This window comes from Streptomyces sp. NBC_00557, assembly GCF_036345995.1.
In the GTDB taxonomy this organism is placed as follows: Bacteria; Actinomycetota; Actinomycetes; order Streptomycetales; family Streptomycetaceae; genus Streptomyces.
The window spans coordinates 2,929,289-2,953,279 of sequence record NZ_CP107796.1 but is presented as its reverse complement, the minus strand read 5'-3'; the positions used below and the strand labels follow the sequence as shown (position 1 = coordinate 2,953,279).

The following is a 23,991-nucleotide window of genomic DNA, read 5'->3' as shown; positions in this document are numbered from 1 at the left end:
GGGGGCGTCCGGGCTTTTTGCAACCCGATTTTGTGGTGCGTATGTCCGGCATGCGGAGATCGCTGACCGATACCCATGTAACAAGTCCGTTTCGCGCCTTCTTCGCTCGAACAGTTTGTCCAGATTTTGGAAGGTCTAGCAGTGAGCTGTGACTGAATTGAGATCTACGGGCAGTGGTCGGTGGTGGACCCATGGCAGATAGTTAGCCGCGTAGCGCTCGGGTCAATGGGTCTCGCGCTGTGGGGACAGCGCACGACTCACGAGCACCAGGGGGTGTCTGACCCTCCGTCAGGGGTGTCGGAGGGAAGACGGAAACCCTCTCCGTTCGGTGAACACGTGAAGTCATGAGGAGGAACCCCCATGCGCGCCGTCACACACACCAGGTGGGTCGGTCCGTCCATTCCAGCGGTGTGAATCGGCTGTAGAACTACGCGCGTCCCCCTGCGGTTTCGCGCGTACTCGGCATACCCGGGCACCACTCACACTCATACCTGTGAAACGGACGAACCGTGACAAGTCCTATCGACATTGAGGGCGGCGGGACTTCGGTCGTCGTCGACGGCGAACCAGGGCCGGAGGCGAAGAGCGAAGCCGTCAAGCTCGAGGGCCGGTCTCCCGGCCAGCTGATGTGGCTGCGCTTCAAACGCGACCGCACGGGCGTGATCTCGGCCTACGTCGTGGGCTTCTTCTTTCTGATCGCACTGCTCGCCCCGCTGATCGCCAAGCTGTACGGGAAGAACCCCTACACGGTGTACGCGGACGAACGCCCGGAACTCTTCGACAGCGCAGGCGTTCCGGTCCAGCCCAACGGCGGTATCAGCAGCGACTTCTGGTTCGGCCTCGAACCCGGCAACGGCTACGACGTCTTCACCAAGCTGATCTACGGCATCCGCACCTCGCTGATGATCTCGGTCGCCGTCACCATCGCGGTCGTGGTGACCGGCATCCTGCTCGGTGTCGCGGCCGGCTATCTCGGCGGCAAGGCCGACTACTTCATCGGCCGTGTCATCGACTTCCTGCTCGCCTTCCCGGCGCAGCTGTTCTTCATCGCCAGCATGCCGGTCGTGGTGTCGCTGTTCGTCAGTCCCCGCGACGAGACACCCACCTATGTCCGCGTGGTGGCCCTGATCCTCGTCCAGTGGTTCCTGGGCTGGATGGGTCTCGCCCGTATCCTCCGCGGCACCGCACTCGCCCTGCGGGAACGGGAGTTCATCGAGGCGGCCAAGGTCAGCGGAGCCTCGCCGTGGCGGATCATCCGCAAGGAGATCCTGCCGAACATCGTCACCCCGCTGCTGGTGCAGGCGACGTACATGCTGCCCAACTTCGTGACGGCCGAGGCCGGTCTGTCCTACCTGGGTGTCGGCATCGTCGAACCGACGCCGGACTGGGGGCAGATGTTCTCCAAGGCGTCCACCGAACTGGTGATGCAGAACGACATCACCTACATGTTCTTCCCCGGCGTATCGATGATCATCTTCGTCGTCGCGTTCAACCTGCTCGGGGACTCGGTCAGGGACGCCTTCGACCCCAAGACCGCGCGCTGACCGCAGTACGTCAACCACACGGAACGTCAGTTTCAAGGATGGGTGGGAAATTTCGTGATGAGTAGGGGCGGACGCCACGTCTACAGCACGCTCTCCGTGCTCGCCGCCGGAGCCCTCGTGCTCACCGGTTGCAGCAAGGGCGGCAGCGACACCGGCACCAACGACAAGAAGGACCAGCAGGACGCCAAGCGGCAGCAGGCGTCGATCAAGTTCGGCGGCGCCGCGGACTCCACCGGCCCCGCGGCCGCCGTGCCCGGTGCCAAGTCCGGCGGCACCATGGAGGTGCTGCAGCGGGACTCGTACGCGCACCTCGACCCGGGCCAGATCTACGTCTCCGACGAGATGTCCGTCGCGCAGCTTCTGCACAGAGGCCTGACCGGCTACAAGACCATCGGCAACGACGGTCACCAGCACGAGGTGGTCGGCGACCTCGCCACCGACTCCGGCACCACCTCCGACGGCGGCAAGACCTGGAAGTACACGCTGAAGGACGGCATCAAGTTCCAGGACGGCAGCCCGATCACGTCCAAGGACATCCGCTGGAGCATCGAGCGGCTCTTCGCGCCGTTCATCAACCAGGGCCCCACCTACGTGCAGCAGTGGCTCGCCGACACGCCCGGCGCCACCTACCGCAAGCTGCTGCCGGGCGGCCCGTACAAGGGCAAGCACCTGCCCGACTCCGTCCTGTCGACCCCGGACGACAAGACCATCGTCTTCCACTTCAAGAAGCCGCACGCCGACCTGCCCTACGCGCTGGCCATGGCCGGCTACGCGGTCGTCTCCCAGAAGGGCGACACCAAGGAGCGGTACGACAAGAACCCGGTGGTGACCGGCCCGTACAAGATCCAGTCGTTCAAGTCCGGCAAGTCGATGGTGCTGGTCAAGAACCCGAACTGGGACCCGAAGACGGACCCGATCCGGCACCAGTACGTGGACCAGTTCAACATCACGTTCAACCAGCAGTTCGAGACCTCCACCAAGTCCCTGCTCGCCGACAGCGGCCCCGACCAGACCGGCGTCAGCTTCAACAACCAGGTCGACGCGGGCAACCTCTCCCAGGTGCTGCGCGACCCGAAGATGAAGTCGCGCACGGTCTCCGGCTACCAGCCGTACGTCGGCCAGATGAACATCAACATGAGCCACCCGGCCATGAAGGACAAGACGGTCCGCGAGGCCATCGCCTACGCGCTGCCCATCACCCCGTTCGTGCGCGCCTACGGCGGCAACGACGCCATGGAGGTCGCGGGCGGCCTGCTCTCCCCGACCGTCTCCGGCTACAACGCCTCCTTCGACCCGTGGGGCAAGAAGAAGAACCCCGGCGGTGACCCGGCGAAGGCGAAGGAGCTGCTGAAGAAGGCCGGCAAGCTCAACATGAAGCTGACCTTCGGCTACATCAACACCCCCGAGGGCCAGCAGTACTCCACGGCCATGGCGGCGGGCCTGAAGAAGGCCGGCTTCAACGTCCAGCGCCAGGAGATCCCGGCTGAGACCTACTACGACCAGGTCTCCAAGCTGAACAACAACTACGACATCTTCCACACCGCGTGGGGCGCCGACTGGCCGTCCGCCTCGACCGTGATCCCGCCGCTGTACGACGGCCGCGTGATCGCCGACGGCGCGCAGAACTACTCGCAGGTCAACGACCCGAAGATCAACAGCGAGATCGACCGGATCAACACGATCACCGACCCGGTCAAGGCCGCGGCCGAGTGGGAGAAGCTGGACGAGTACATCGTCAAGGACGTCGTCAACGTCGTCCCCACCGCGTACTACAAGCAGGTCCAGATCGCCGGCTCCAAGGTCGGCGGCCTCGTCTACGACGACGTGATCGGCGGCATCGACCCGCGTCGCCTCTACATCAAGTAACCGTCCCCCGCCGGTACCCGGCGCGCCCCCACCGCGGGGGCGCGCCGGGTACCGCCCAGGCCGCCGACGTCTGAGAGCTGCCCCGACATGCTGCGCTTCCTCGTCCGCCGGATCATCGGTGCCATCGTCATTCTGTTCCTGCTGAGCATCGTCACGTTCGTGCTGTTCTTCGGGGTGCCCCGGGATCCCGCGCTGATGATGTGCGGCAAGACCTGCAACCCGGACGCCATCGCGAACATCCACCATGTGCTCGGCCTGGACAAGCCCATCACCGAGCAGTACTGGATCTTCCTGCACAACCTCGTCATGGGCAGCAGCCAGTTCGCCCAGGGCCCCTGCCCCGCCCCCTGCTTCGGGTACTCGTACCACACCAACGAGCAGGTCTGGGGCACCCTGATGGACCGGCTGCCCACCACCGTCTCGCTCACCCTGGGCGCGGCCGTGTGCTTCCTGATCGTCGGTCTCGGCACCGGGCTGCTCGCGGCCTGGCGGCGCGGCACGCTGATCGACAAGACGGCCACCGCGGGCGCCATGGTGGTCAGCTCGCTGCAGATCTACTTCCTCGGCCCGCTGGCCCTGGCGATCCTCGTCTACCAGACCCACTGGTTCGACAAGCCCGCCTACAACGAGTTCACCCACGGCCCCGCCAGCTGGTTCACCGGCCTGATCATCCCCTGGGTGGTCCTCTCCACGATCTTCGCCGCGCAGTACACCCGTATGGCGCGCTCCTCGATGATCGAACAGCTCCAGGAGGAACACGTCCGCACCGCCCGCGCCAAGGGCATGTCCCGCGCTTACGTCTTCTTCCGCTACGCCTGGCGCGGTTCGCTGATTCCGATCGTCACCATCTTCGGCATCGACCTCGGCTCGCTGTTCGGCGGCGCCATCATCACCGAGTACACCTTCTCCCTGCCCGGCCTCGGCAACCTCGCCGTCCAGTCCGTCTTCTTCAGCGACCTGCCGCTGCTGCTCGGTGTGATGCTCTTCTCCGCCAGCATGATCCTGCTGTTCAACATCATCGTCGACGCCGCGTACGCCTTCATCGACCCGCGCGTGCGGCTGTCCTAGGAGCACTGTCGTGACCACTCTGACCAAGGAAGCCGGTGCTCCGGTCCCGGCAGATGCAGCCCCCCTGCTCTCGGTGCGGGACCTGCACGTCAGCTTCAAGACCGAGGACGGCGTCGTACGGGCCGTGGACGGGCTCTCCTTCGACCTGGAGCGCGGCAGGACGCTCGGCATCGTGGGGGAGTCCGGCTCGGGCAAGTCGGTGACCAACCTGACCATCCTCGGCCTGCACAACCCCATGTTCACCACGGTCGAGGGGGAAATCCTCCTGGACGGCCAGGAGCTGACCACCGCGCGCGAGTCCGAACTGGAGAAGCTGCGCGGCAACAAGGTCGCCATGATCTTCCAGGACCCGCTCACCGCGCTCTCCCCGTACTACACGGTGGGCCGGCAGATCGCCGAGCCGTTCATGAAGCACACCGGCGCCTCGAAGAAGGCGGCCTGGGAGCGGGCGGTGGAGATGCTCGGCAAGGTCGGCATCCCCAACCCCAGGGAGCGGGCGAAGGACTACCCGCACCAGTTCTCCGGCGGCATGCGCCAGCGCGCGATGATCGCCATGGCGCTGGTCTGCGACCCCGACCTGCTGATCGCCGACGAGCCCACCACCGCCCTCGACGTGACGGTCCAGGCGCAGATCCTCGATCTGCTCAAGGACCTGCAGCAGGAGTTCGGGTCCGGCATCATCTTCATCACCCACGACCTGGGGGTGATCGCCGACATGGCCGACGACATCATGGTGATGTACGCGGGCGGCGCGGTGGAGCGCGGCACGGTCGACGAGGTGCTCAGGTCCCCGCGCCACCCCTACACCTGGGGCCTGCTGAACTCGATGCCGCGTCTGGACTCCGACCTCGGCGCCCCGCTCTCCCCGATCCCCGGCACCCCGCCGTCGCTGCTGACCCCGCCCTCCGGCTGCCGCTTCCACCCCCGCTGCAGCTATCCCGAGCGGGTCGAGGGCCAGGGCCGCTGTGTGCGCGAGCGCCCGCTGCTGGCGCCGGACCGGGCCTCCGCGTGCCATCTCACGGAGGAGCAGAAGCGGACCATCTTCATCGAAGAGATCAAGCCCCGGCTGGGCTAGGAGGACACGGTCATGGCAGAGGAGATGACAGGGGAGAACGTCCTCACGGCCCCGCGCGAGCAGAGCGGAGGCACGGGCGGCGAGCCGCTGTTGCAGGTATCGGGGCTGAAGAAGCACTTCCCGGTCAAGGGCGGCTTCCCGATCCGGCGCACGATCGGCGCCGTGCAGGCCGTGGACGGCGTCGACATCACCGTGCACGCCGCGGAGAGCTTCGGCCTGGTCGGCGAGTCCGGCTGCGGCAAGTCGACCACCGGCCGGCTGATCACGCGCCTGCTGGAGCCGACGAGCGGCAGCATCACCTACCGCGGGCAGGACATCAGCTACGCCACGCGCAAGGAACTCGCCCCGATCCGCTCCGAGATCCAGATGATCTTCCAGGATCCGTACTCGTCGCTGAACCCGCGGCAGACGGTCGGCAAGATCATCTCGGGCCCGATGGAGATCAACGGCATCAACCCGCCCGGCGGCCGCGAGAACCGCGTCCGCGAGCTGCTGGAGATCGTCGGCCTGAACCCCGAGCACTTCAACCGCTTCCCGCACGAGTTCTCCGGCGGCCAGCGCCAGCGCATCGGTGTCGCCCGCGCGCTGGCGCTGGAGCCGAAGCTGATCGTGGCGGACGAGCCGGTCTCCGCGCTGGACGTCTCGATCCAGGCGCAGGTGGTCAACCTGCTGCAGAAGGTGCAGCGGGAACTGGGCATCGCATTCGTGTTCATCGCCCACGACCTGGCCGTCGTCCGGCACTTCTCGCAGCGCGTGGCGGTGATGTACCTCGGCAAGATCATCGAGGTGGGCGACCGCGACTCCATCTACACCCGGCCGCGCCACCCGTACACCCACGCCCTGCTGTCCGCGGTCCCCGAGGTGAACCTGTCGGAGGAGGACACGGGTGGCCGCGAGCGGATCCGCCTGGCCGGCGACGTCCCGTCCCCCATCTCCCCGCCGTCCGGCTGCCGGTTCCGCACCCGCTGCTGGAAGGCACAGGACAAGTGCGCGACGGAGGAACCGCCGCTGGTCCGGATCTCCGGCAACCACGAGGGCCACCTGACGGCGTGCCACTTCCCGGAGGACCCGACGACCGAGGCCCGGGAGGAGGACATCGTCCTGGACCCGGCGCTCGCGGCGCTGGAGGAGAACGCGGACTAGGCGGCGGCGCCGGGCGGGCCGCCGGGCGGGGACTGCGGGCTGGGCCCTGTCGTCAAACTCCCTCCCCCAGCCTTCGGCCGGGGGCCCCTGGAGCACGCACCTACAGCATGCATCAGCTGCTCCGCAGCGGGCGCGAGGCCCGCCCTCCGGGCGGACGGCGGGAGTTTGACGACAGGACCTAGGCGGGCCGGGCCACGGTGATGATCTCGGGGCTGGCGGGGGTGACGGGACCCCGCTCCCAGTCGCCGTACTGCTCGGTGACCGTCAGCCCCGCGTCGGCGAGACGGTCCGCCAGGGACTCCCGGTCGAGGAACCGCAGGACGCTGCGGCACACCCGCGGTGCCGGCCAGCCGTCGCAGTCGTACGTCTCCGTGAACCGCACCCGGCCCCCGCTGAGCCCGCCGTCCTGGACCTCGTGCCACACCCGCACCGGCGACCCGTCCCCGGCGGTGATCTCGTACACCCGCTCCGGCACCCACCGCTCCCAGGCCCGGGCGTCCGGGTTCCGGGTCTCGAACACGAACCGCCCGCCGTCCTCGAGGGCCGCCCGCGCCCCGCGCAGACAGCTGCGGATCTCCTCGTCGCCGACCAGCTCCTGGAAGGCGTGCCCGGTCATGACGACCAGGTCGAACTCGCCGTCCCATAAACGGGTCCGCATGTCCCCGAGCACCCACTCGACGTCCGGCTCGGCGCGCCGCGCCTGTACGAGCATGGCGGGGGCCGGATCGAGCCCCATCAGCCGGCCCCGGTGCCCCTCGGCCCGCGCCCGCCGCAGCAACCGCCCGGTGCCGCAGCCGATGTCCAGCACCGAGCGGGCCTCGCGCACCAGACCGAGGTAGAAGTCGTCACCCGGCCCCCAGGGATTGAGGCGGTCGTAGAGCGCGGCAAGCGTCAGATCGGTGAACACGTGATCTACCACCGCGGCAGTCTGACACAGAGTGTTGAACGACGCGTCAGTTTCCGGCCCAGTTCTTGAGGGACTCTCAACTCTTATGCGGCGGCAGCGAATTGCCCGGACAGGCCGAAGGCCCACACCTTGGGGAGGCATGGGCCTTCGTCCCCTGGAAGCGGACGTTCAGGGCTCGGGTCAATGGGCCGGTGAAAGTCCGTTCCGCGAGGGGCGGCTGACGGAAAAAAGGGGTGTGTCAGGCCGCTGCCTCGGGGTCCTTGGAGAGGGTCTCCCCGGAGAGCCGGGGAGCCGGGACCGTCTCCTGCGTCTCAGGGTAGTGGCACGCCGTCAGGTGGCCGGGCTTGTTGCCCTCCACCTGCACCAGCGGGGGCGCCTCCGACGCGCACTTCTCCGTCGCCTTCCAGCAGCGGGTGCGGAACCGGCAGCCGGAGGGCGGGTTGATCGGGGACGGCACGTCGCCGACGAGGCGGATGCGCTCGCGCGGCTCGGCGTCCACCGTCGCCTCGGGTACGGCGGACAGCAGGGCCCGGGTGTACGGGTGGCGCGGGTTGCCGTACAGGTCGTCGCGGTCGGCGATCTCCACGATCTTGCCGAGGTACATGACCGCGACGCGCTGCGAGAAGTGCCGGACGATCGCGAGGTCGTGGGCGATGAAGACGAACGCGATGCCCAGTTCCCGCTGTACCTTCTGCAGCAGGTTGACCACCTGCGCCTGGATGGAGACGTCCAGTGCGGAGACCGGCTCGTCCGCCACGATCAGCTTCGGCTCCAGCGCCAGCGCCCGGGCGACACCGATGCGCTGGCGCTGGCCGCCGGAGAACTCGTGCGGGAAGCGGTTGAAGTGCTCGGGGTTCAGGCCGACGATCTCCAGCAGCTCGCGGACGCGGTTCTCGCGGCCGCCGGGCGGGTTGATGCCGTTGATCTCCATCGGACCGGAGATGATCTTGCCGACCGTCTGCCGCGGGTTCAGCGAGGCGTAGGGGTCCTGGAAGATCATCTGGATCTCGGAGCGGATCGGCGCCAGATCCTTGCGGCCCGCGTGCGTGATGTCCTGCCCGCGGTAGGTGATCCTGCCGCCGGTCGGCTCCAGCAGGCGCGTGATCAGCCGGCCGGTGGTCGACTTGCCGCAGCCGGACTCGCCGACCAGGCCCAGGCTCTCGCCCTCGGACACCTGGAAGTCCAGCCCGTCGACGGCCTGCACCGCGCCGACCGTACGGCGGATCGGGAAGCCGCCCTTGATCGGGAAGTGCTTGGTCAGCCCGGAGACGTCCAGGAGGGGGTTCGTGTTGCTCATGATCGTGAAGTCCCGTCCGTCAGTTGTGCCGGGTCGCGGCGAAGTCGGCGAAGAGTTCCCGCTTCTGGTCCGCCGTCAGGTGGCAGGCGGAGCCCCGGCCGTCGAGCACCTTCAGCAGCGGGCGCTCGGTCGAGCACAGACCGCCGGCGACCTTCTCGGCGAACGCGCAGCGCGGGTGGAAGCGGCAGCCGGAGGGCGGGTTGAGCAGCGAGGGCGGGGAACCGGGGATCGGCGTCAGCGGCACGTCCACCGGACCGTCCAGGCTCGGCATCGAGTTGAGCAGGCCCACGCTGTAGGGGTGGTCCGGGGTGCGGAGCACCTCCTCCTTGGTGCCGCGCTCCACACACCGGCCGCCGTACATCACCAGCACGTCGTCCGCGATGTCCGCGATGACGCCGAGGTCGTGCGTGATGAAGATGATGGCCGTGCCGAACTCCTGCTGGAGGTCCTTGAGCAGGTCCATGATCTGGGCCTGGACCGTCACGTCGAGGGCCGTGGTCGGCTCGTCGGCGATCAGCAGCTCGGGGTCGCAGACCAGCGCCATGGCGATCATCGCGCGCTGGCGCATACCGCCGGAGAACTGGTGCGGGTAGTCGTCCACGCGGGTCTCGGGCTGGGGGATGCCGACCCGGCGCAGCATCTCGATGGCACGGTCCCGGGCCTCCTTCTTGGAGCAGCCGGTGTGCTTGCGGTACGTCTCGGCGATCTGGACGCCGACCTTGTGGTACGGCGAGAGCGAGGCCAGCGCGTCCTGGAAGATCATGGACATCTTGTTGCCGCGCAGCTTCTCCAGGGTGCGCTCGGAGGCGCTGAGAAGCTCCTGCCCGTCGAGCAGGATCTCGCCCTCGAGGGCGGTGCGCTCACGGTTGTGCAGGCCCAGGATCGCGAGGTTGGTCACCGACTTGCCGGAGCCCGACTCGCCGACGATGCCGAGGGTCTTGCCCTTCTCCAGGTCGAAGGAGAGCCCGTCGACGGCCTTGACGACGCCGTCCTCGGTGGAGAAGTGCACGCGCAGGTCGCGGACGGAGAGGAAGGGGGTGCTCATCTTGTCTCTCCTTAGGCGAGGCGGACGCGGGGGTCGATGAGGGCGTACACGGCGTCGACGACGATGTTGAACACGACGATCGCGCCGGCCGCCACCAGGGTGACACCGAGCAGCATCGGCAGGTCCATGTCCTTCACGGCCTTCACCGAGACGGCGCCGATGCCGTGCAGGCCGAAGGTCTGCTCGGTGATGACCGCGCCGCCGAGCAGCGAGCCGAGGTCCAGGCCGAGGATCGTCACGATCGGGCCCATCGCGCCGCGCCAGGCGAAGCGGAAGAACACCGTGCGCTGGGACAGGCCCTTGGCCCGCGCGGTGCGGACGTAGTCCTCGCTCAGCGTCTCGACCAGCTGGGAGCGGGTCATCCGGGTGTAGTTGGCGGTGAAGATGATCGCCAGCACGAACCACGGCAGCAGGAACCCGGTGAACCAGGACACCGGGTCGTCGGTGAAGCCGGAGTTGTCGTTCGGGCGGGCGAAGATGTGCCACTCGTCGGACAGGTAGAACATCGCGACGATGCCGACGATGTAGATCTGCAGCGAGGAGCCGATCAGCGAGGCCGAGGAGGCGATCTTGTCCAGCGCCTTGCCCTGCTTCACGGCGGCGATCATGCCGGTGCCCACACCGAAGACGAAGAAGACGACCGTGCTGCCCAGGGCCAGCGAGAGGGTGGTCGGGAAGCGGTCCATGATGATGCCCGTGACCGGCTGGCGGTTGATGAACGAGTAGCCGAGGCAGGGCGCGTTGCAGTGCCCGTACGAGGCGTAGTCGCGGCCCACGAAGACGCCCTCGAGCCAGTGCCAGTACTGCACCGGCAGCGGATCGTCGATCCCCAGGTTGTGCTTGACCAGCGCCAGAGTCTGTGGCGTGCAGACCTTGCCGCAGGCGACCCGGGCGGGGTCACGCGGAGCGACGTAGAAGAGGAAGAAGGTGATGGCACTGATGATCAGCAGGATCACCGCTGCGCCGAGTGTCCGGCGGACAAGAAAGCGGAACATGGCGATGGGATTCCCTGGGCGACGCCGTGGTGGGGGCGGAGGGGGACGGGCGGGGCGCCGGTGTGCGGCGCCCCGCCCCTGGACTGGCTGGGGCGTCAGGCCTTCACGTACAGCTTGTACATGACGAACGCGGAGAACAGCGGGTCGAACAGCGCGCCGCCGACCTTCGAGCCGTGCAGGTAGAACCGGCGCTGGAAGGTTTCGGGGATGATCGGCGCCAGCTCGGTCATGATCTTCTTGTCCAGCGCCTCCCACGCCTTGCCGGCCTTCGCCGGGTCCGCGATCACGGCGTTCTTCTTGATCGCGTCGTTGACCCAGCCGACGTTCAGCTGCGAGACGTTGTTGGAGCCGTTGCCGATCGTGCCGCCGTCGAACAGCGGCTGCATGACCGTGTAACCGGTCGGCCAGTCCGGGGACCAGCCGAACCACATCACGTCGAACTGGTTGTTGATCTGCTGGACCTGGTCGTAGTAGCTGGTGGAGTCCACCGGCTTGACGACCGGGTCGAAGCCCGCCGCCTTCAGGGCGTTGACGATGACGACCTTGGTCTTCTCGTAGGCGTCGTTGCCGCCCTTGGGGTAGGTGTAGACGATCTTCTGGCCGAGCTTGCCGGCCTCCTTCAGCAGCGCCTTGGCCTTCTCCGGGTCGCCCTGCGGCTTCTTCAGCTTGCCGTAGACGTCCTGGTGCTCGTAGCCGAGGATGTCCGGGCTGATGATGGAGGTCGCGTAGTCACCGGCGGCCTGGCCGCCGTAGATGCGGCGGATCTGCTCCAGCGGCCAGGCGTAGTTGAGCGCCTGGCGCACCTTCGGGTCGGTGATGCGCTTGCAGTTGATGGCGTAGTAGTACAGACCGCTCAGCAGGCCGTTGATGGTGCGCTGCTTGAGCTGCGGGTCGTTGAGGACCTTCTGCAGGCGCTCGGCGGGGACACCGCTGTACGCCATGACCGCGTACTGGTCGTCGCCGCTCTCGGCGATCAGACGGTCGGTGGCCGGCAGCGCCTCGTAGCCGAACTGGAAGGTGAAGCTGTCCGGGTAGGCGTTGCGGATCGCGTCCGTCGCCGGGTCCCAGTGCGGGTTGCGCACCAGCTTCAGGGACTTGTCGACCGAGTGCTGGGCGATCTTGTACGGACCGGCGGAGACCGGGTCCTTGTCGTACTTCTCCTTGGTGTCGTGGCTCACCGGCACGGCGCCGTAGGAGTGCATCGCCAGTGTGAAGTTGAGGTCCGGGCGGGCCTCCTTCAGCTTCAGCGTGATGGTCTTCTTCGCCTTGTCGGTGACGATCGAGTCCAGGTGCTTGCCGCTGAACGGACCCTTGTACTTCGACCGGAAGTCGCTGGTGCCGACGAGCGCGCTCTGGACGTACATCGCGCCCTCGGTGGTGAAGCCGGCGAAGCCGCGCTCGATGCCGTGGCGGACGTCCTCGACGGTCAGCTCGCTGCCGTCCTCCCACTTCAGACCGTCCTTCAGGGTGAAGGTCCAGGTCTTGCCGTCGTCCGACATGGTGCCGGCGTCGGTGGCGAGGTCGCCGACCAGCTTCATGGAGCCGTCGGAGGCGATCTTGTAGCCGGTCAGGGCGCGGACGTAGAGGTTCGCGATGGTGGAGTTCCACGCGAAGTAGATCCGCTGGGGGTCCAGGTGGGAGAAGTCGTCCGGGCCCAGGCCGATGATGTTGCCGCCCTTCTTCGCGCCCGGGATCTCGGGAGCGGGGCCGGTCGAGTCCTCCTTGGTGCCGACGGTGACGTGACCGGTGTACTTGGTCGCGCCTGCGTGGGAGCCGGTGCCGCTGTTCCCGCCACCTCCGCCACTGCTGCACGCGGAGAGGACCATGGAGCCGCCGGCCGCGACCGACGTGGCGATGACGAAGTTTCTGCGGGAAAGGGACATTTTTTCCTGCTTTGGTCGAGGACGGATACGAACTGCTCCGGCGGGCCCCGTCGCCCGGGCCGGAAGAGGGAGGGGGAGATTCAGCGCCCGGCCTTGGGGTCCAGCGCGTCGCGCACCGAGTCGCCGAGGAGGTTGAAGGCGATCACGAAGATCACCATCGTCAGGCCCGGGAAGAGCAGGTACGTGATGTCGTCCTGGTAGGTCTTGGACGCGTTCTGGACCATCACGCCCCAGTCGGGGGTCGGGTCCGACAGGCCGACGCCGAGGAAGGCGAGACCGGCCTCGACCGTCACGTACATGGGAAGCGCCAGGGTCGCCTGGATGAGGATCGGCGTCCACAGGTTGGGCAGCAGTTCCTTGAAGATGATCCGCGCCGGCGAGGCGCCGGTGACCTTCGCCGCCTCCACGAACTCCCGCTCGCGCAGGGCGAGTACCTCACCGCGCAGCAGTCGCGCGATCGGCGCCCAGCCGAACGCCGTCATGACGGTGATCAGGGAGACGACGGTGAGCCAGGTCGGGGTGGCCTCGTCCGGTGCGACCAGGATCGTGAGCATCACCGGGAAGAAGCCGATGAAGAACAGCGTCTGCGGGAAGGCCAGCAGGATGTCGATGATCCGGCCGACGATGTAGTCGGTCTTGCCGCCCAGGTATCCGGCGGTGATGCCGATGAGCACGCCGAAGAAGGCCACGAGCACGGTGGTCGCCGTCGCGATCAGCAGCGAGTTGCGGATGGCGTACAGCAGGAAGGTGAAGACGTCCCGGCCGAGCTGGGGGTCGATGCCGAACCAGAAGTCGCCGTCGATGCCGCCGTTGGGCTTGACCGGGAATCCGAAGTCGTTGAGCAGGCTCGGGTCGTTCTGGCCGTACGTCGTGTACGGATCCTTCCCGTACACCTTGGCGATCAGCGGCGCCGCGATGCCTATGACGAAGAAGAAGATCACCACGAAGGCGGATATGACGCCCGTCCGGTCCCGCTTGAAGCGGGTCCAGGCCAGCCGTCCCGGAGAGCGGCTCTCGGTGCCCTTCGGGGTGCCGGGCGTGGCCGATGGGGCGCTGTCTTCTTTGGTCACCTCGAGCGGGGCGGCCGGGGAAGGGGATGCGGGGGTGGTCATGATGCTCCGTGCCTTGTGGGTCAAGGCTCCGCAGGGCGCTCCCCTACGGGCTACGCCGGACTTTTTCAACGCAATTCATGCAGGGTCAATAAATTCTGGTCCGCCTTGGTTGCGTCTTTACGTTTTTTACTCGAGCTTGGTCGCTCCGTAGCTACGCGGGTAGCGTGCCGTGATCGATTCGTGCTTCACATCCGGCTTTCCGGGCTAATCGGTCAACAAGTTCGTTATGCGGACGCCAGGGTGTCGACATGCGTACATCACCCCGTCTGAATCCAACGTTTCGGCATCGTTGTCCGAAGATCTGTTGCACGCTTGGTCAAGATCGTCCGCGTGTCCTCCCGTGACCGTCCGTGCCCGGACGAACGCATCCCTCCAACGGCCCCTCACCTCGCCGGTCCGCATGCGGAATGTGACGTATAGACAGATAGTGACCGGTATCAGCAGTGATCGCGGAGGAGGCAGCCATGGGCGGAGTCGCCCGCGCCCGATGGACCGCCTGCGCCCTCGCCGCCGGGCTGCTCGCCGCCGGGCTGCTCGCCACCGGATGCGGGGACAGCGCGGGCTTCGGCGGCGCCGGGGTGCTGACCTCCTCCTGGGGCGACCCGCAGAACCCGCTGGAGCCCGCGAACACCAACGAGGTGCAGGGCGGCAAGGTCCTCGACATGATCTTCCGGGGGCTGAAGAAGTACGACCCGAGGACCGGCAAGGCCCAGAACTGGCTCGCGCGGTCCATCGACACCACGGACTCGCGGAACTTCACGATCCGGGTGAAGGACGGCTGGACCTTCTCCAACGGCGAGAAGGTGACCGCCCGCTCCTTCGTGGACGCCTGGAACTACGGCGCGAGCCTGAGGAACAACCAGAAGAACGCCTACTTCTTCGCCTACATCGACGGCTACGACAAGGTCCACCCCGACACCGGCGCCCAGAGCGCGGACACCCTGTCCGGGCTGAAGGTCACCGGCCCGCTGACCTTCACCGTCCGGCTCAACCAGAAGTTCTCCAGCTTCCCCGACACCCTCGGCTACGCCGCCTTCGCCCCGCTGCCCCGCGCCTTCTTCACCGACCACGCCGCCTGGCTGAAGAAGCCGGTCGGCAACGGGCCGTACCGGATCGAGTCCTACGCCAGGGGCTCGGCGATGAACCTCAGGAGGTGGGACGGCTACCCCGGCCCCGACAGGGCGCGGAACCTCGGGGTGACCCTGCTGGTCTACACCGACAGCAACACCGCCTACACCGACGTGCTGGCCGGCAACCTCGACCTGGTGGACGACGTGCCCGCCACCCAGCTCAAGAACGTCCGGACCGACCTGAACGGCCGCTACATCAACACGCCGGCCGGCATCCTGCAGACCCTCGCCTTTCCCTACTACGACCCCCGGTGGAACACCAGCGGCGCGCGCAAGGTCCGCACCGGCCTGTCCATGGCGATCAACCGCCGGCAGATCACCGAGACCATCTTCCGGGGCACCCGCACCCCGGCCACCGACTGGACCTCCCCGGTCCTCGGCACGGCCGGCGGCTACAAGCCCGGACTGTGCGGCCACGCCTGCGACTACGACCCGGTCCAGGCCAGAAAGCTCATCCAGGAGGGCGGCGGGATCCCGGGCGGCCGACTGAAGATCACCTACAACGCGGACACCGGCTCCCACAAGCAGTGGGTGGACGCGGTGTGCAACTCCATCAACAACGCCCTCGGCGACGACAAGGCCTGCGTCGGCAACCCGGTCGGCACCTTCGCCGACTTCCGCAACCAGATCGGGCAGCACAAGATGACCGGCCCCTTCCGGGCCGGCTGGCAGATGGACTACCCGTTGATCCAGAACTTCCTGCAGCCGCTGTACTACACGGGCGCCTCCTCCAACGACGGAAAGTGGTCGGACAAGCAGTTCGACCGGCTCGTCGACCGGGCCAACGCCGAGACCGGCCAGGCCGCGGCCGTCCGCCTCTTCCAGCAGGCCGAGGAGGTCGTCCGCGACAACATGGCGGCCATCCCGCTCTGGTACCAGAACGGCAGCGCCGGCTACACCTCCCGGCTCTCCCACGTCGCCCTCGACCCGTTCAGCGTGCCGGTCTACAACGAGATCAAGGTCGGCTGAGCGGTCATGGGACGCTATGTCGCGCGGCGGCTGCTGCAGATGATCCCGGTGTTCATCGGGGCCACCCTGCTCATCTTCCTCATGGTCAACGTGATGGGCGACCCCGTGGCCGGCCTGTGCGGCGAGCGGGCCTGCGACCCGGCGACCGCCGCCCAGCTCAAGCGGGAGTTCGGCTTGGACAAGCCGCTGTGGCAGCAGTACGCGACCTACATGGGCAACCTCTTCACCGGAGACTTCGGCACCGCCTTCAACGGCCAGAAGGTCACCGAGCTGATGGGCACGGCCTTCCCCGTCACCGTCCGGCTGACGATCGTCGCCATCCTCTTCGAGATCCTCATCGGCGTGTCGCTCGGCGTGCTGACCGGCATGCGGCGCGGCCGGCCCGTCGACACCGGGGTGCTGCTGGCCACCCTGGTGGTGATCTCCGTGCCCACCTTCGTCACCGGCCTGCTGCTGCAGCTGCTGCTGGGGATCAAGTGGCAGTGGATCAGCCCGTCCGTCCGCTACGGAAGCTACGACGAGCTGATCGTGCCCGGCCTCGTCCTCGCCTCCGTCTCCCTCGCCTACGTCACCCGGCTGACCCGCACCTCCATCGCCGAGAACAAGCGGGCCGACTACGTCCGCACCGCGATCGCCAAGGGCCTGCCCCGGCGCCGGGTCGTCGTCCGGCACCTGCTGCGCAACTCGCTGATCCCCGTGGTCACCTTCATCGGCGCGGACGTCGGCGCGCTGATGGGCGGTGCGATCGTCACCGAGCGGATCTTCAACATCCACGGCGTCGGCTTCCAGCTCTACCAGGGCATCCTGCGCCAGAACACCCAGACGGTCGTCGGGTTCGTGACCGTCCTCGTGCTGGTCTTCCTCGTCGCCAACCTCCTCGTCGACCTCCTGTACGCCGTACTCGACCCGAGGATCCGCTATGCCTGAGCAGCCGCACGAGCCCGAGGGCGCGATCGCCGGGACCGGCATGGGGGGTGCGATGGACCTCGGTGCGAGCGAGGCCACCACGCTGGAGCGGGCGCCGGGCGGCCCGGCGGGCACCGGACCCGCGGGCCGGCCCCGGTCCCTGTGGTCCGACGCCTGGCGGGACCTGCGCCGCAACCCGGTCTTCGTGGTGTCCGCCGTGGTGATCTGCTTCCTCGCCCTCATCTCCCTGTGGCCCTCGGCGATCGCCTCCGGCAGCCCCCTGAAGTGCGACCTCGCCCGGGCGCAGGACGGCGCGGGCCCGGGCGCGCCCTTCGGGTACGACGGCCAGGGCTGCAACGTCTACACGCGCACGGTGTACGGCGCCCGCACCTCCGTCACGGTGGGCGTGCTGGCGACGCTCGGGGTGGCCGTCCTGGGCTCGGTGCTGGGCGCCCTGGCCGGCTACTTCGGCGGCGTCTGGGACTCGGTCCTGTCCCGGATCACCGACATCTTCTTCGCCATCCCGGTCGTCCTCGGCGGCCTGGTCCTGCTCTCGGTGGTCACCAGCAACACGGTCTGGCCGGTCATCGGGTTCATGGTGCTGCTCGGCTGGCCGCAGATCGGCCGGATCGCGCGCGGCGCGGTCATCACCGCCAAGCAGAACGACTACGTCCAGGCCGCCCGTGCCCTCGGCGCCTCCGACTCCCGCATCCTGCTGCGCCACATCGCGCCGAACGCCGTGGCGCCGGTGATCGTGGTGGCGACCATCGCGCTGGGCACGTACATCGCCCTGGAGGCGACGCTGTCCTATCTCGGCGTGGGCCTCAAACCGCCCAGCGTCTCCTGGGGCATCGACATCTCCGCCGCCTCCCCGTACGTCCGCAACGCCCCGCACGCCCTCCTGTGGCCCTCGGGCGCCCTGGCCGTCACGGTCCTGGCCTTCATCATGCTCGGCGACGCGGTCCGCGACGCCCTCGACCCGAAGCTGAGGTGAGGCACGTGGTGACGGAGGCTCCGGACGAGCGCGGGGTGCTGCTCGAAGTGCGGGACCTGCACGTGGAGTTCCGGACCCGGGACGGGGTCGCGCGGGCCGTCAACGGGGTGAGTTACGAGGTGGACGCGGGGGAGACCCTGGCCGTGCTCGGGGAGTCGGGGTCGGGGAAGTCCGTCACCGCGCAGGCCGTGATGGGGATCCTCGACATGCCGCCGGGGCGGATCACCGGCGGGCGGATCCTCTTCCGGGGGCGGGATCTGCTGGGGATGAAGGAGGAGGAGCGGCGCAGGATCCGGGGGGCCGGGATGGCGATGATCTTCCAGGACGCCCTGTCGGCCCTCAACCCCGTTCTGTCGGTGGGCGACCAGCTGGGCGAGATGTTCGTCGTGCACCGCGGGATGTCCCGGAGGGACGCGCGGGCCAGGGCCGTGGAGCTGATGGAGCGGGTGCGCATCCCGGCCGCCGCCCAGCGGGTGCGGGACTACCCCCACCAGTTCTCCGGCGGCATGCGCCAGCGCATCATGATCGCCATGGCGCTGGCCCTGGAGCCGGCGCTGATCATCGCCGACGAGCCGACGACGGCCCTGGACGTCACCGTGCAGGCCCAGGTCATGGACCTGCTCGCGGAGTTGCAGCGCGAGTACCGCATGGGGCTCATCCTCATCACCCACGACCTGGGTGTCGTGGCGGACGTCGCCGACCGGATCGCGGTGATGTACGCCGGGAAGATCGTGGAGTCCGCGCCCGTCCGCGACCTCTACAAGGCGCCGGCCCACCCCTACACCCGCGGTCTGCTGGACTCCATCCCGCGCCTGGACCAGAAGGGTCGTCAGCTGTACGCCATCCGGGGCCTGCCGCCGAACCTGATGGACATCCCGCCGGGCTGCTCCTTCCACCCGCGCTGCCCGCTGGCGAGGGACGTCTGCCGCACCGACGAACCCCCGCTGTACCAGGTCTCCGAGGTCCGCGGCAGCGCCTGCCACTTCTGGAGGGAGTGCCTCGATGGCCGCGACGACCTCGGCGACTGAGCCGGTCCTCGACGTGTCCGGGCTCGTCAAGTACTACCCGCTGACCCGGGGGGTGCTGTTCCGGAAGCAGATCGGCGCGGTGAAGGCCGTCGACGGCGTCGACTTCACCCTCGGTAAGGGCGAAACCCTCGGCATCGTGGGCGAGTCGGGCTGCGGCAAGTCGACGGTCGCCAGGATGCTGTGCAGCCTGGAGCGGCCGACGGCGGGCACCATCCGGTTCAAGGGGGAGGACATCACCCGCCTGTCCGGCCGCGCGCTGAAAGCCGTCCGCCGCAACATCCAGATGGTCTTCCAGGACCCGTACACCTCCCTCAACCCCCGGATGACGGTCGGCGACATCATCGGGGAGCCGTTCGACATCCACCCCGAGGTCGCGCCCAAGGGCGACCGCCGCCGCCGGGTCCAGGAGCTGCTGGACGTGGTCGGCCTCAACCCGGAGTACGTCAACCGCTACCCGCACCAGTTCTCCGGCGGCCAGCGCCAGCGCATCGGCATCGCCCGGGGGCTGGCGCTGCGCCCGGAGGTGATCGTCGCCGACGAGCCGGTGTCCGCGCTCGACGTGTCGGTGCAGGCCCAGGTCGTCAACCTGCTGGCCCGGCTGCAGTCGGAGTTCGACCTCTCCTACGTCTTCATCGCGCACGACCTGTCCGTCGTCCGGCACATCTCCGACCGGGTCGCCGTCATGTACCTGGGCCGGATCGTGGAGACCGGCCGGGACGCCGAGATCTACGACCACCCCACGCACCCCTATACCCAGGCGCTGCTCTCGGCGGTCCCGGTCCCGGACCCCGAGGCGCGGGAGCGCCGCGAGCGGATCATCCTGAGCGGAGACGTGCCGTCGCCGACGAACATCCCCTCCGGCTGCCGCTTCCGCACCCGCTGCTGGAAGGCGCAGGAGCGCTGCGCCCGGGAGGTGCCGGCGCTCGCGGTGCCGGCCGCGTTCCGGGGCACCTCCGGCCCGGCGGCCCACGCCTCCGCCTGTCACTTCGCGGAGGAGAGACGGGTGGTTCCGGCGGAGGGCACCCACGGCAACGGGCCGGGGTGACATGGTGCACCCCGGCCCGTTCACGGCACCCGCACGGCCGTACGCTGATCAGTCTCCCGCGTCCGTATATCGGTGCCGATTCCGTGAAGTTGCCCGCGCGTTAACGCGGTTCACGGTCGGTTGCCCGGTTGCGGCAGCGAGCGCCGGAGGAAGTCCAGCTGCAGTTTGAGCAGGTTCTCGGCGACGGTCTCCTGCGGGGTCATGTGCGTCACCCCGGACAGCGGCAGCACCTCGTGCGGGCGGCCCGCGGCGAGCAGGGCGGAGGACAGCCGCAGCGAGTGGGCGACGACCACGTTGTCGTCCGCCAGCCCGTGGATGATCATCATCGGGCGGTGCGGCTCGGCCGGGTCGACCAGGCCCGCGTCGTCGATCACCGAGTTGCGGCGGTAGACCTCCGGCTGCTCGCCCGGGTCGCCGAGGTAGCGCTCCTGGTAGTGGGTGTCGTACAGGCGCAGGTCGGTGACCGGGGCGCCGACGACCGCCGCGTGGAAGACGTCGGGGCGGCGCAGCACCGCCAGCGCCGCCAGATAGCCGCCGAAGGACCAGCCGCGGATCGCCACCCGCTCCAGGTCCAGCGGGAACCGGTCGGCGAGCGCGTGCAGCGCGTCGACCTGGTCCTGCAGGACGGTGGCCGCCACCTCGTCCCGGATCGACTTCTCCCAGGCCGGCGAGCGCCCCGGAGTGCCGCGGCCGTCGGCCACGATCACCGCGAAACCCTGGTCGGCGAACCACTGGGAGGTCAGGTGGGGGTTGTGCGCGGCGACCACCCGCTGGCCGTGCGGGCCGCCGTAGGGGTCCATGAGGACGGGCAGGGGAGTGTCACCGTGGTAGTCCCGTGGCATAAGCACGGCGCACGGGATTTGGCGTGCGCCCCCCAGGGTGAGTGTCACGCGGGGGGACAAACCAGGATCTTCGGCGTACGACCGGACAGTCGCCGCCGGTTTTCCGTCACGCAGCACCTGGACACGGGAGCCCGGGGTGTCGAGCGTCGCGGACACCAGCACGGTCACGTTCCCGGCGCGCACGGCCGTGTGCACGCCGGGCTCCTGCGACACGCGCTCCACGCCGAGTTCGTTGACGCGGTACACGTGGACCTCGCCGACCTCGGACGCCTCCGCCTCCGCGCCCGCCGAGGCGGAAACCAGCACGTCGTCGGCGCCCACGTCCAGCACCGCCCGGATGTGCAACTGACCGCTGGTCAGAGGCCGTTCACCGACCGTCAGCACCCGCGCGCCGCCCTCGTCCGCGATCCGGACGAGCTGCCCCTCGGGGCTCCAGCAGGGCACTCCGGCGAACAGTTCAAGCCAAGTTGGATCTTCGTCCGCGTGCACCATGCGCGTCGCCCCGGTCTCCGGGTCCACCGCCAGGAACAGCTGGCTGCGCTGGTCCCGCGCCTGCACCAGCAGCAGCGGCGCACCCGCCGCTGACCAGTGCACTCGTGCCAGATACGGGTAGCGCGAGCGATCCCACGCCACCTCCGTGCGCTCCCCGTCGAGGCCCAGCACGAACAGCCGTACGTCCGCGTTCGCGGTGCCCGCCGCCGGGTAGGCGATGTCGCGTGGCTCACGCTCCGGGTGGGCCGGGTCGGCGATCCACCACCGCCGCACCGGCGTGTCGTCCACCCGCGCCACGAGCAGCCGCTGCCCGTCCGGCGCCCACCAGAAGCCCCGTGAACGCCCCATCTCCTCGGCCGCGATGAACTCCGCGAGCCCGTAGGCGACCCGGCCCGGACCGTCCGCGGGCTCCGGCTCGGCGAGCGCTCGGTCGCCCTCTCCCTCGGCCCCCACCACCCGCAGCGCGCCCTGCGCGACGTACGCGATGTGCCGGCCGTCGGGGGAGGGGCGCGGGTCGATCACCGGTCCGGGGACCCGGAGTTCGCGCGTCGTGCCGGCCCGCAGCTCGGCCGTGAACAGCCGCCCTGACAAGGCGAAAGACGCCAGTTCCACGGCCGTGTCGGTGGCATATCCGACGATGCCGGCGCCTCCCTCGCGGCTGCGCTCCCGGCGCGCCCGCTCTTCCGGGGAGAGCTCTTCGCCGGCGCCGCCGAGGAGGGCGCCGGGATCCGCCGCGAGGCGCTCCTCGCCGCCCGGAAGATCCATGACCCACAGGGAGTTGGCCCGGTCGGTGCCGGAGCCGGAACGCAGGAACGCGACACGCGCGCCGTCGGGTGCCACCGTGAACGCGCGCGGCGCGCCGAGGGTGAACCGCTGGGTCCGGGCGTATCGACGGGGGAAGGAGTCGGACTCGGTCGTCATACCCCGACCATATTGGCCATGCGCCCCCTTGTGCGGCCGTGCGCCGCGCGATGCGCGAGTACGGATAGTTATGATCACTACCGCTGTGTGGGTATCAACCTGCTGGCGTCTGCATGGATTTGATCAACTGATCTGGATCTGGCGATCTTTGGAGGTGAGCCGCCGTGGCACTCTCGATTTCGGCGGTGGTGCTGCTGGCGATCATCGTCTTCCTGCTCATCAAGAAGTCGGGACTGAAGGGCGGCCACGCCGTCGTCTGCATCCTGCTCGGCTTCTACCTCGCCTCCTCGACCGTCGCGCCGACCATCAGCCAGCTGACGACCAACGTCGCCAGCATGATCAGCAGCATCAAGTTCTGACATCCCGTCCTGCCGTTAACCATCGGCTTCCCCCCAAGCCGTCGCCGGACGGCTCCCGACGCGCCGGCCGCCGGGATCGTAGGGTGGCCCCATGACGGAACTGCCTGCCCGGCGGCTGCTGCTCGTGCACGCGCACCCGGACGACGAGTCGATCAACAACGGCGCGACCATGGCCCGGTACGCGGCCGAGGGCGCCCATGTGACGCTGGTCACCTGCACCCTCGGGGAGCGGGGCGAGGTCATCCCGCCGGAGCTGCGGCATCTGGCCGGCCCCGCGCTGGGCGCGCACCGGCGCGGAGAGCTGGCCGCGGCCGTACGCGCGCTCGGCGTGACGGACGCCCGGCTGCTCGGCGGGGCGGGGCGGTACGGCGACTCCGGGATGATGGGCATCGCCGACAACGACGACCCCGGGTGCTTCTGGCAGGCCGACGTGGACGAGGCCGCCGGGCATCTGGTGGACGTGATCCTCGAGGTGCGGCCCCAGGTCCTGGTGACGTACGACGACAACGGCGGCTACGGCCACCCGGACCACATCCAGGCCCACCGCGTCGCCATGCGCGCCGTCGACCTCGCGGCCGAGCGCGGCCACCGCATCGCCAAGGTGTACTGGAACCGCGTTCCGCGCTCCGTCGCCGACGCCGCCTTCGCCCGCCTCCAGGACGAGCTGCCCGCCCTGCCGTTCGACAAGAGCGGCAGCGTCGCCGACGTGCCCGGCGTGGTCGACGACGCGCGGGTCACCACCGCCGTCGACGGCACCGCCTTCGCCGCCGCGAAGGCCGCCGCGATGCGCGCCCACGCCACCCAGATCGAGGTGGCCGAGCCGTACTTCGCGCTCTCCAACGAGCTGGCCCAGCCGCTGTTCACCACCGAGTACTACGAACTGGTGCGCGGCACGGCCGAGCCCGGCGAGACCGACCTGTTCGCCGGCGTCGAGGAGGCGGCGGAATGAGCGCGAACGGACCCGGCTCGCTGCTCGCCCAGCCGCTCGGCCGGCCCTCGGCCGGCCGGATCGCCGCCTACCTGGGCCTCCTCGTGCTCGGCGCCGTCGTGGGCCTCGCCGGTGCCCTCGTGCAGGCCGCCTGGTTCCCCGGCGGGCTGCTGCTGGCCCTCGCGGGCGCGGCCGGGCTGTTCCTCGGCGGCGCGTACGCCACCGGCGGGCGGGGCGGGGCGGTCGCACCGGTGGTGGGCTGGATCGTCACCGTCATCCTGCTCACCACCGCGCGCCCGGAAGGCGACTTCCTGTTCGGCGCGGGACTCGGCTCCTATCTCTTCCTGCTCGGCGGCATGGCGCTCGCTGTGATCTGCGCCACCGTCGGCGCCGGGCGGCAACCCCGGAGCGGCGCCGCCCGACTTGGCAAGTGACGTACCAC

20 protein-coding genes are annotated in these 23,991 nt (G+C 68.9%); 13 read left to right on the top strand and 7 right to left on the bottom strand.

Features of this window, described 5'->3' with window-relative positions:
• Positions 1-509 precede the first annotated feature (509 nt).
• From OG956_RS12270 to OG956_RS12250, 5 genes are all read left to right on the top strand, one after another.
• Positions 510-1,544, top strand: a complete 1,035-nt coding sequence (locus OG956_RS12270) for an ABC transporter permease (protein ID WP_330337998.1) — start codon at positions 510-512, stop codon at positions 1,542-1,544.
• A gap of 57 nt (positions 1,545-1,601) precedes the next feature.
• Positions 1,602-3,410, top strand: coding sequence for an ABC transporter substrate-binding protein (locus OG956_RS12265; RefSeq protein WP_330337997.1), 1,809 nt, complete (start codon positions 1,602-1,604; stop codon positions 3,408-3,410).
• 87 nt (positions 3,411-3,497) lie between these two features.
• Positions 3,498-4,478 (top strand): ABC transporter permease, encoded by a 981-nt coding sequence (locus OG956_RS12260; RefSeq protein WP_330337996.1) that lies wholly within the window; start codon positions 3,498-3,500, stop codon positions 4,476-4,478.
• A 10-nt stretch (positions 4,479-4,488) separates the two neighbouring features.
• Positions 4,489-5,553, top strand: coding sequence for an ABC transporter ATP-binding protein (locus OG956_RS12255; protein ID WP_330337995.1), 1,065 nt, complete (start codon positions 4,489-4,491; stop codon positions 5,551-5,553).
• A 24-nt stretch (positions 5,554-5,577) separates the two neighbouring features.
• A complete protein-coding gene (locus OG956_RS12250; RefSeq protein WP_330342816.1) occupies positions 5,578-6,696 on the top strand; it encodes an ABC transporter ATP-binding protein in 1,119 nt (372 codons plus the stop codon).
• A gap of 178 nt (positions 6,697-6,874) precedes the next feature.
• On the opposite strand, the gene OG956_RS12245 is transcribed toward OG956_RS12250, so the two are convergent.
• From OG956_RS12245 to OG956_RS12220, 6 genes are all read right to left on the bottom strand, one after another.
• Entirely contained in the window at positions 6,875-7,615 is a 741-nt protein-coding gene (locus OG956_RS12245) for a class I SAM-dependent methyltransferase (protein WP_330337994.1), read from the bottom strand.
• Positions 7,616-7,841: 226 nt separating this feature from the next.
• Positions 7,842-8,900: an ABC transporter ATP-binding protein gene (locus OG956_RS12240; RefSeq protein WP_330337993.1), complete on the bottom strand. Its 1,059-nt coding sequence runs from the start codon at positions 8,898-8,900 to the stop codon at positions 7,842-7,844.
• A 19-nt stretch (positions 8,901-8,919) separates the two neighbouring features.
• Positions 8,920-9,945, bottom strand: coding sequence for an ABC transporter ATP-binding protein (locus OG956_RS12235; RefSeq protein WP_330337992.1), 1,026 nt, complete (start codon positions 9,943-9,945; stop codon positions 8,920-8,922).
• 11 nt (positions 9,946-9,956) lie between these two features.
• Positions 9,957-10,940 (bottom strand): ABC transporter permease, encoded by a 984-nt coding sequence (locus OG956_RS12230; protein ID WP_330337991.1) that lies wholly within the window; start codon positions 10,938-10,940, stop codon positions 9,957-9,959.
• A 95-nt stretch (positions 10,941-11,035) separates the two neighbouring features.
• Positions 11,036-12,823 (bottom strand): ABC transporter substrate-binding protein, encoded by a 1,788-nt coding sequence (locus OG956_RS12225; protein ID WP_330337990.1) that lies wholly within the window; start codon positions 12,821-12,823, stop codon positions 11,036-11,038.
• 80 nt (positions 12,824-12,903) lie between these two features.
• Positions 12,904-13,935 (bottom strand): ABC transporter permease, encoded by a 1,032-nt coding sequence (locus OG956_RS12220; protein WP_330337989.1) that lies wholly within the window; start codon positions 13,933-13,935, stop codon positions 12,904-12,906.
• 464 nt (positions 13,936-14,399) lie between these two features.
• Between OG956_RS12220 and OG956_RS12215 the strand changes: the two genes are divergently transcribed.
• The 5 genes from OG956_RS12215 to OG956_RS12195 are packed head-to-tail and all read left to right on the top strand — an operon-like array spanning position 14,400 to position 20,007.
• On the top strand, positions 14,400-16,034 hold the full coding sequence (locus OG956_RS12215; RefSeq protein ID WP_330337988.1) for a peptide ABC transporter substrate-binding protein: 1,635 nt from the start codon (positions 14,400-14,402) through the stop codon (positions 16,032-16,034).
• A gap of 6 nt (positions 16,035-16,040) precedes the next feature.
• Positions 16,041-16,961 (top strand): ABC transporter permease, encoded by a 921-nt coding sequence (locus OG956_RS12210; RefSeq protein WP_330337987.1) that lies wholly within the window; start codon positions 16,041-16,043, stop codon positions 16,959-16,961.
• The gene (locus tag OG956_RS12205) at positions 16,954-17,934 is read left to right on the top strand and encodes an ABC transporter permease (protein ID WP_330337986.1); all 981 of its coding nucleotides are present in this window, start codon (positions 16,954-16,956) and stop codon (positions 17,932-17,934) included. The genes OG956_RS12210 and OG956_RS12205 overlap by 8 nt, the downstream gene beginning before the upstream one ends.
• A 35-nt stretch (positions 17,935-17,969) precedes the next feature.
• Positions 17,970-18,962, top strand: a complete 993-nt coding sequence (locus OG956_RS12200; RefSeq protein ID WP_330342815.1) for an ABC transporter ATP-binding protein — start codon at positions 17,970-17,972, stop codon at positions 18,960-18,962.
• Positions 18,937-20,007, top strand: coding sequence for an ABC transporter ATP-binding protein (locus OG956_RS12195; RefSeq protein ID WP_330337985.1), 1,071 nt, complete (start codon positions 18,937-18,939; stop codon positions 20,005-20,007). The genes OG956_RS12200 and OG956_RS12195 overlap by 26 nt, the downstream gene beginning before the upstream one ends.
• A gap of 110 nt (positions 20,008-20,117) precedes the next feature.
• On the opposite strand, the gene OG956_RS12190 is transcribed toward OG956_RS12195, so the two are convergent.
• Entirely contained in the window at positions 20,118-22,262 is a 2,145-nt protein-coding gene (locus OG956_RS12190) for a S9 family peptidase (protein ID WP_330337984.1), read from the bottom strand.
• A gap of 164 nt (positions 22,263-22,426) precedes the next feature.
• Here OG956_RS12190 and OG956_RS12185 point away from each other — a divergent pair, with 164 nt between their 5' ends.
• The 3 genes from OG956_RS12185 to OG956_RS12175 all read left to right on the top strand — a co-directional run bounded on the left by OG956_RS12185 (position 22,427) and on the right by OG956_RS12175 (position 23,983).
• Entirely contained in the window at positions 22,427-22,621 is a 195-nt protein-coding gene (locus OG956_RS12185; RefSeq protein WP_116147688.1) for a hypothetical protein, read from the top strand.
• 91 nt (positions 22,622-22,712) lie between these two features.
• Complete coding sequence (mshB, locus tag OG956_RS12180) at positions 22,713-23,570, top strand: N-acetyl-1-D-myo-inositol-2-amino-2-deoxy-alpha-D-glucopyranoside deacetylase (protein WP_330337983.1); 858 nt, start codon at positions 22,713-22,715, stop codon at positions 23,568-23,570.
• A complete protein-coding gene (locus tag OG956_RS12175; RefSeq protein ID WP_330337982.1) occupies positions 23,567-23,983 on the top strand; it encodes a DUF6113 family protein in 417 nt (138 codons plus the stop codon). The genes mshB and OG956_RS12175 overlap by 4 nt, the downstream gene beginning before the upstream one ends.
• Positions 23,984-23,991 lie beyond the last annotated feature (8 nt).

What these genes read in the sequence shown, in the direction of transcription:
- OG956_RS12260 (WP_330337996.1), top strand. Translation starts at nt 3,498, where the DNA reads ATGCTGCGCTTCCTCGTCCGCCGGATCATCGGTGCCATCGTCATTCTG.
- OG956_RS12175 (WP_330337982.1), top strand. Translation starts at nt 23,567, where the DNA reads ATGAGCGCGAACGGACCCGGCTCGCTGCTCGCCCAGCCGCTCGGCCGG.
- OG956_RS12210 (WP_330337987.1), top strand. Translation starts at nt 16,041, where the DNA reads ATGGGACGCTATGTCGCGCGGCGGCTGCTGCAGATGATCCCGGTGTTC.
- OG956_RS12225 (WP_330337990.1), bottom strand. Translation starts at nt 12,823, where the DNA reads ATGTCCCTTTCCCGCAGAAACTTCGTCATCGCCACGTCGGTCGCGGCC.
- OG956_RS12195 (WP_330337985.1), top strand. Translation starts at nt 18,937, where the DNA reads ATGGCCGCGACGACCTCGGCGACTGAGCCGGTCCTCGACGTGTCCGGG.
- OG956_RS12240 (WP_330337993.1), bottom strand. Translation starts at nt 8,900, where the DNA reads ATGAGCAACACGAACCCCCTCCTGGACGTCTCCGGGCTGACCAAGCAC.
- OG956_RS12230 (WP_330337991.1), bottom strand. Translation starts at nt 10,940, where the DNA reads ATGTTCCGCTTTCTTGTCCGCCGGACACTCGGCGCAGCGGTGATCCTG.
- OG956_RS12190 (WP_330337984.1), bottom strand. Translation starts at nt 22,262, where the DNA reads ATGACGACCGAGTCCGACTCCTTCCCCCGTCGATACGCCCGGACCCAG.
- mshB (WP_330337983.1), top strand. Translation starts at nt 22,713, where the DNA reads ATGACGGAACTGCCTGCCCGGCGGCTGCTGCTCGTGCACGCGCACCCG.
- OG956_RS12205 (WP_330337986.1), top strand. Translation starts at nt 16,954, where the DNA reads ATGCCTGAGCAGCCGCACGAGCCCGAGGGCGCGATCGCCGGGACCGGC.
- OG956_RS12235 (WP_330337992.1), bottom strand. Translation starts at nt 9,945, where the DNA reads ATGAGCACCCCCTTCCTCTCCGTCCGCGACCTGCGCGTGCACTTCTCC.
- OG956_RS12215 (WP_330337988.1), top strand. Translation starts at nt 14,400, where the DNA reads ATGGGCGGAGTCGCCCGCGCCCGATGGACCGCCTGCGCCCTCGCCGCC.
- OG956_RS12250 (WP_330342816.1), top strand. Translation starts at nt 5,578, where the DNA reads ATGACAGGGGAGAACGTCCTCACGGCCCCGCGCGAGCAGAGCGGAGGC.
- OG956_RS12220 (WP_330337989.1), bottom strand. Translation starts at nt 13,935, where the DNA reads ATGACCACCCCCGCATCCCCTTCCCCGGCCGCCCCGCTCGAGGTGACC.
- OG956_RS12265 (WP_330337997.1), top strand. Translation starts at nt 1,602, where the DNA reads ATGAGTAGGGGCGGACGCCACGTCTACAGCACGCTCTCCGTGCTCGCC.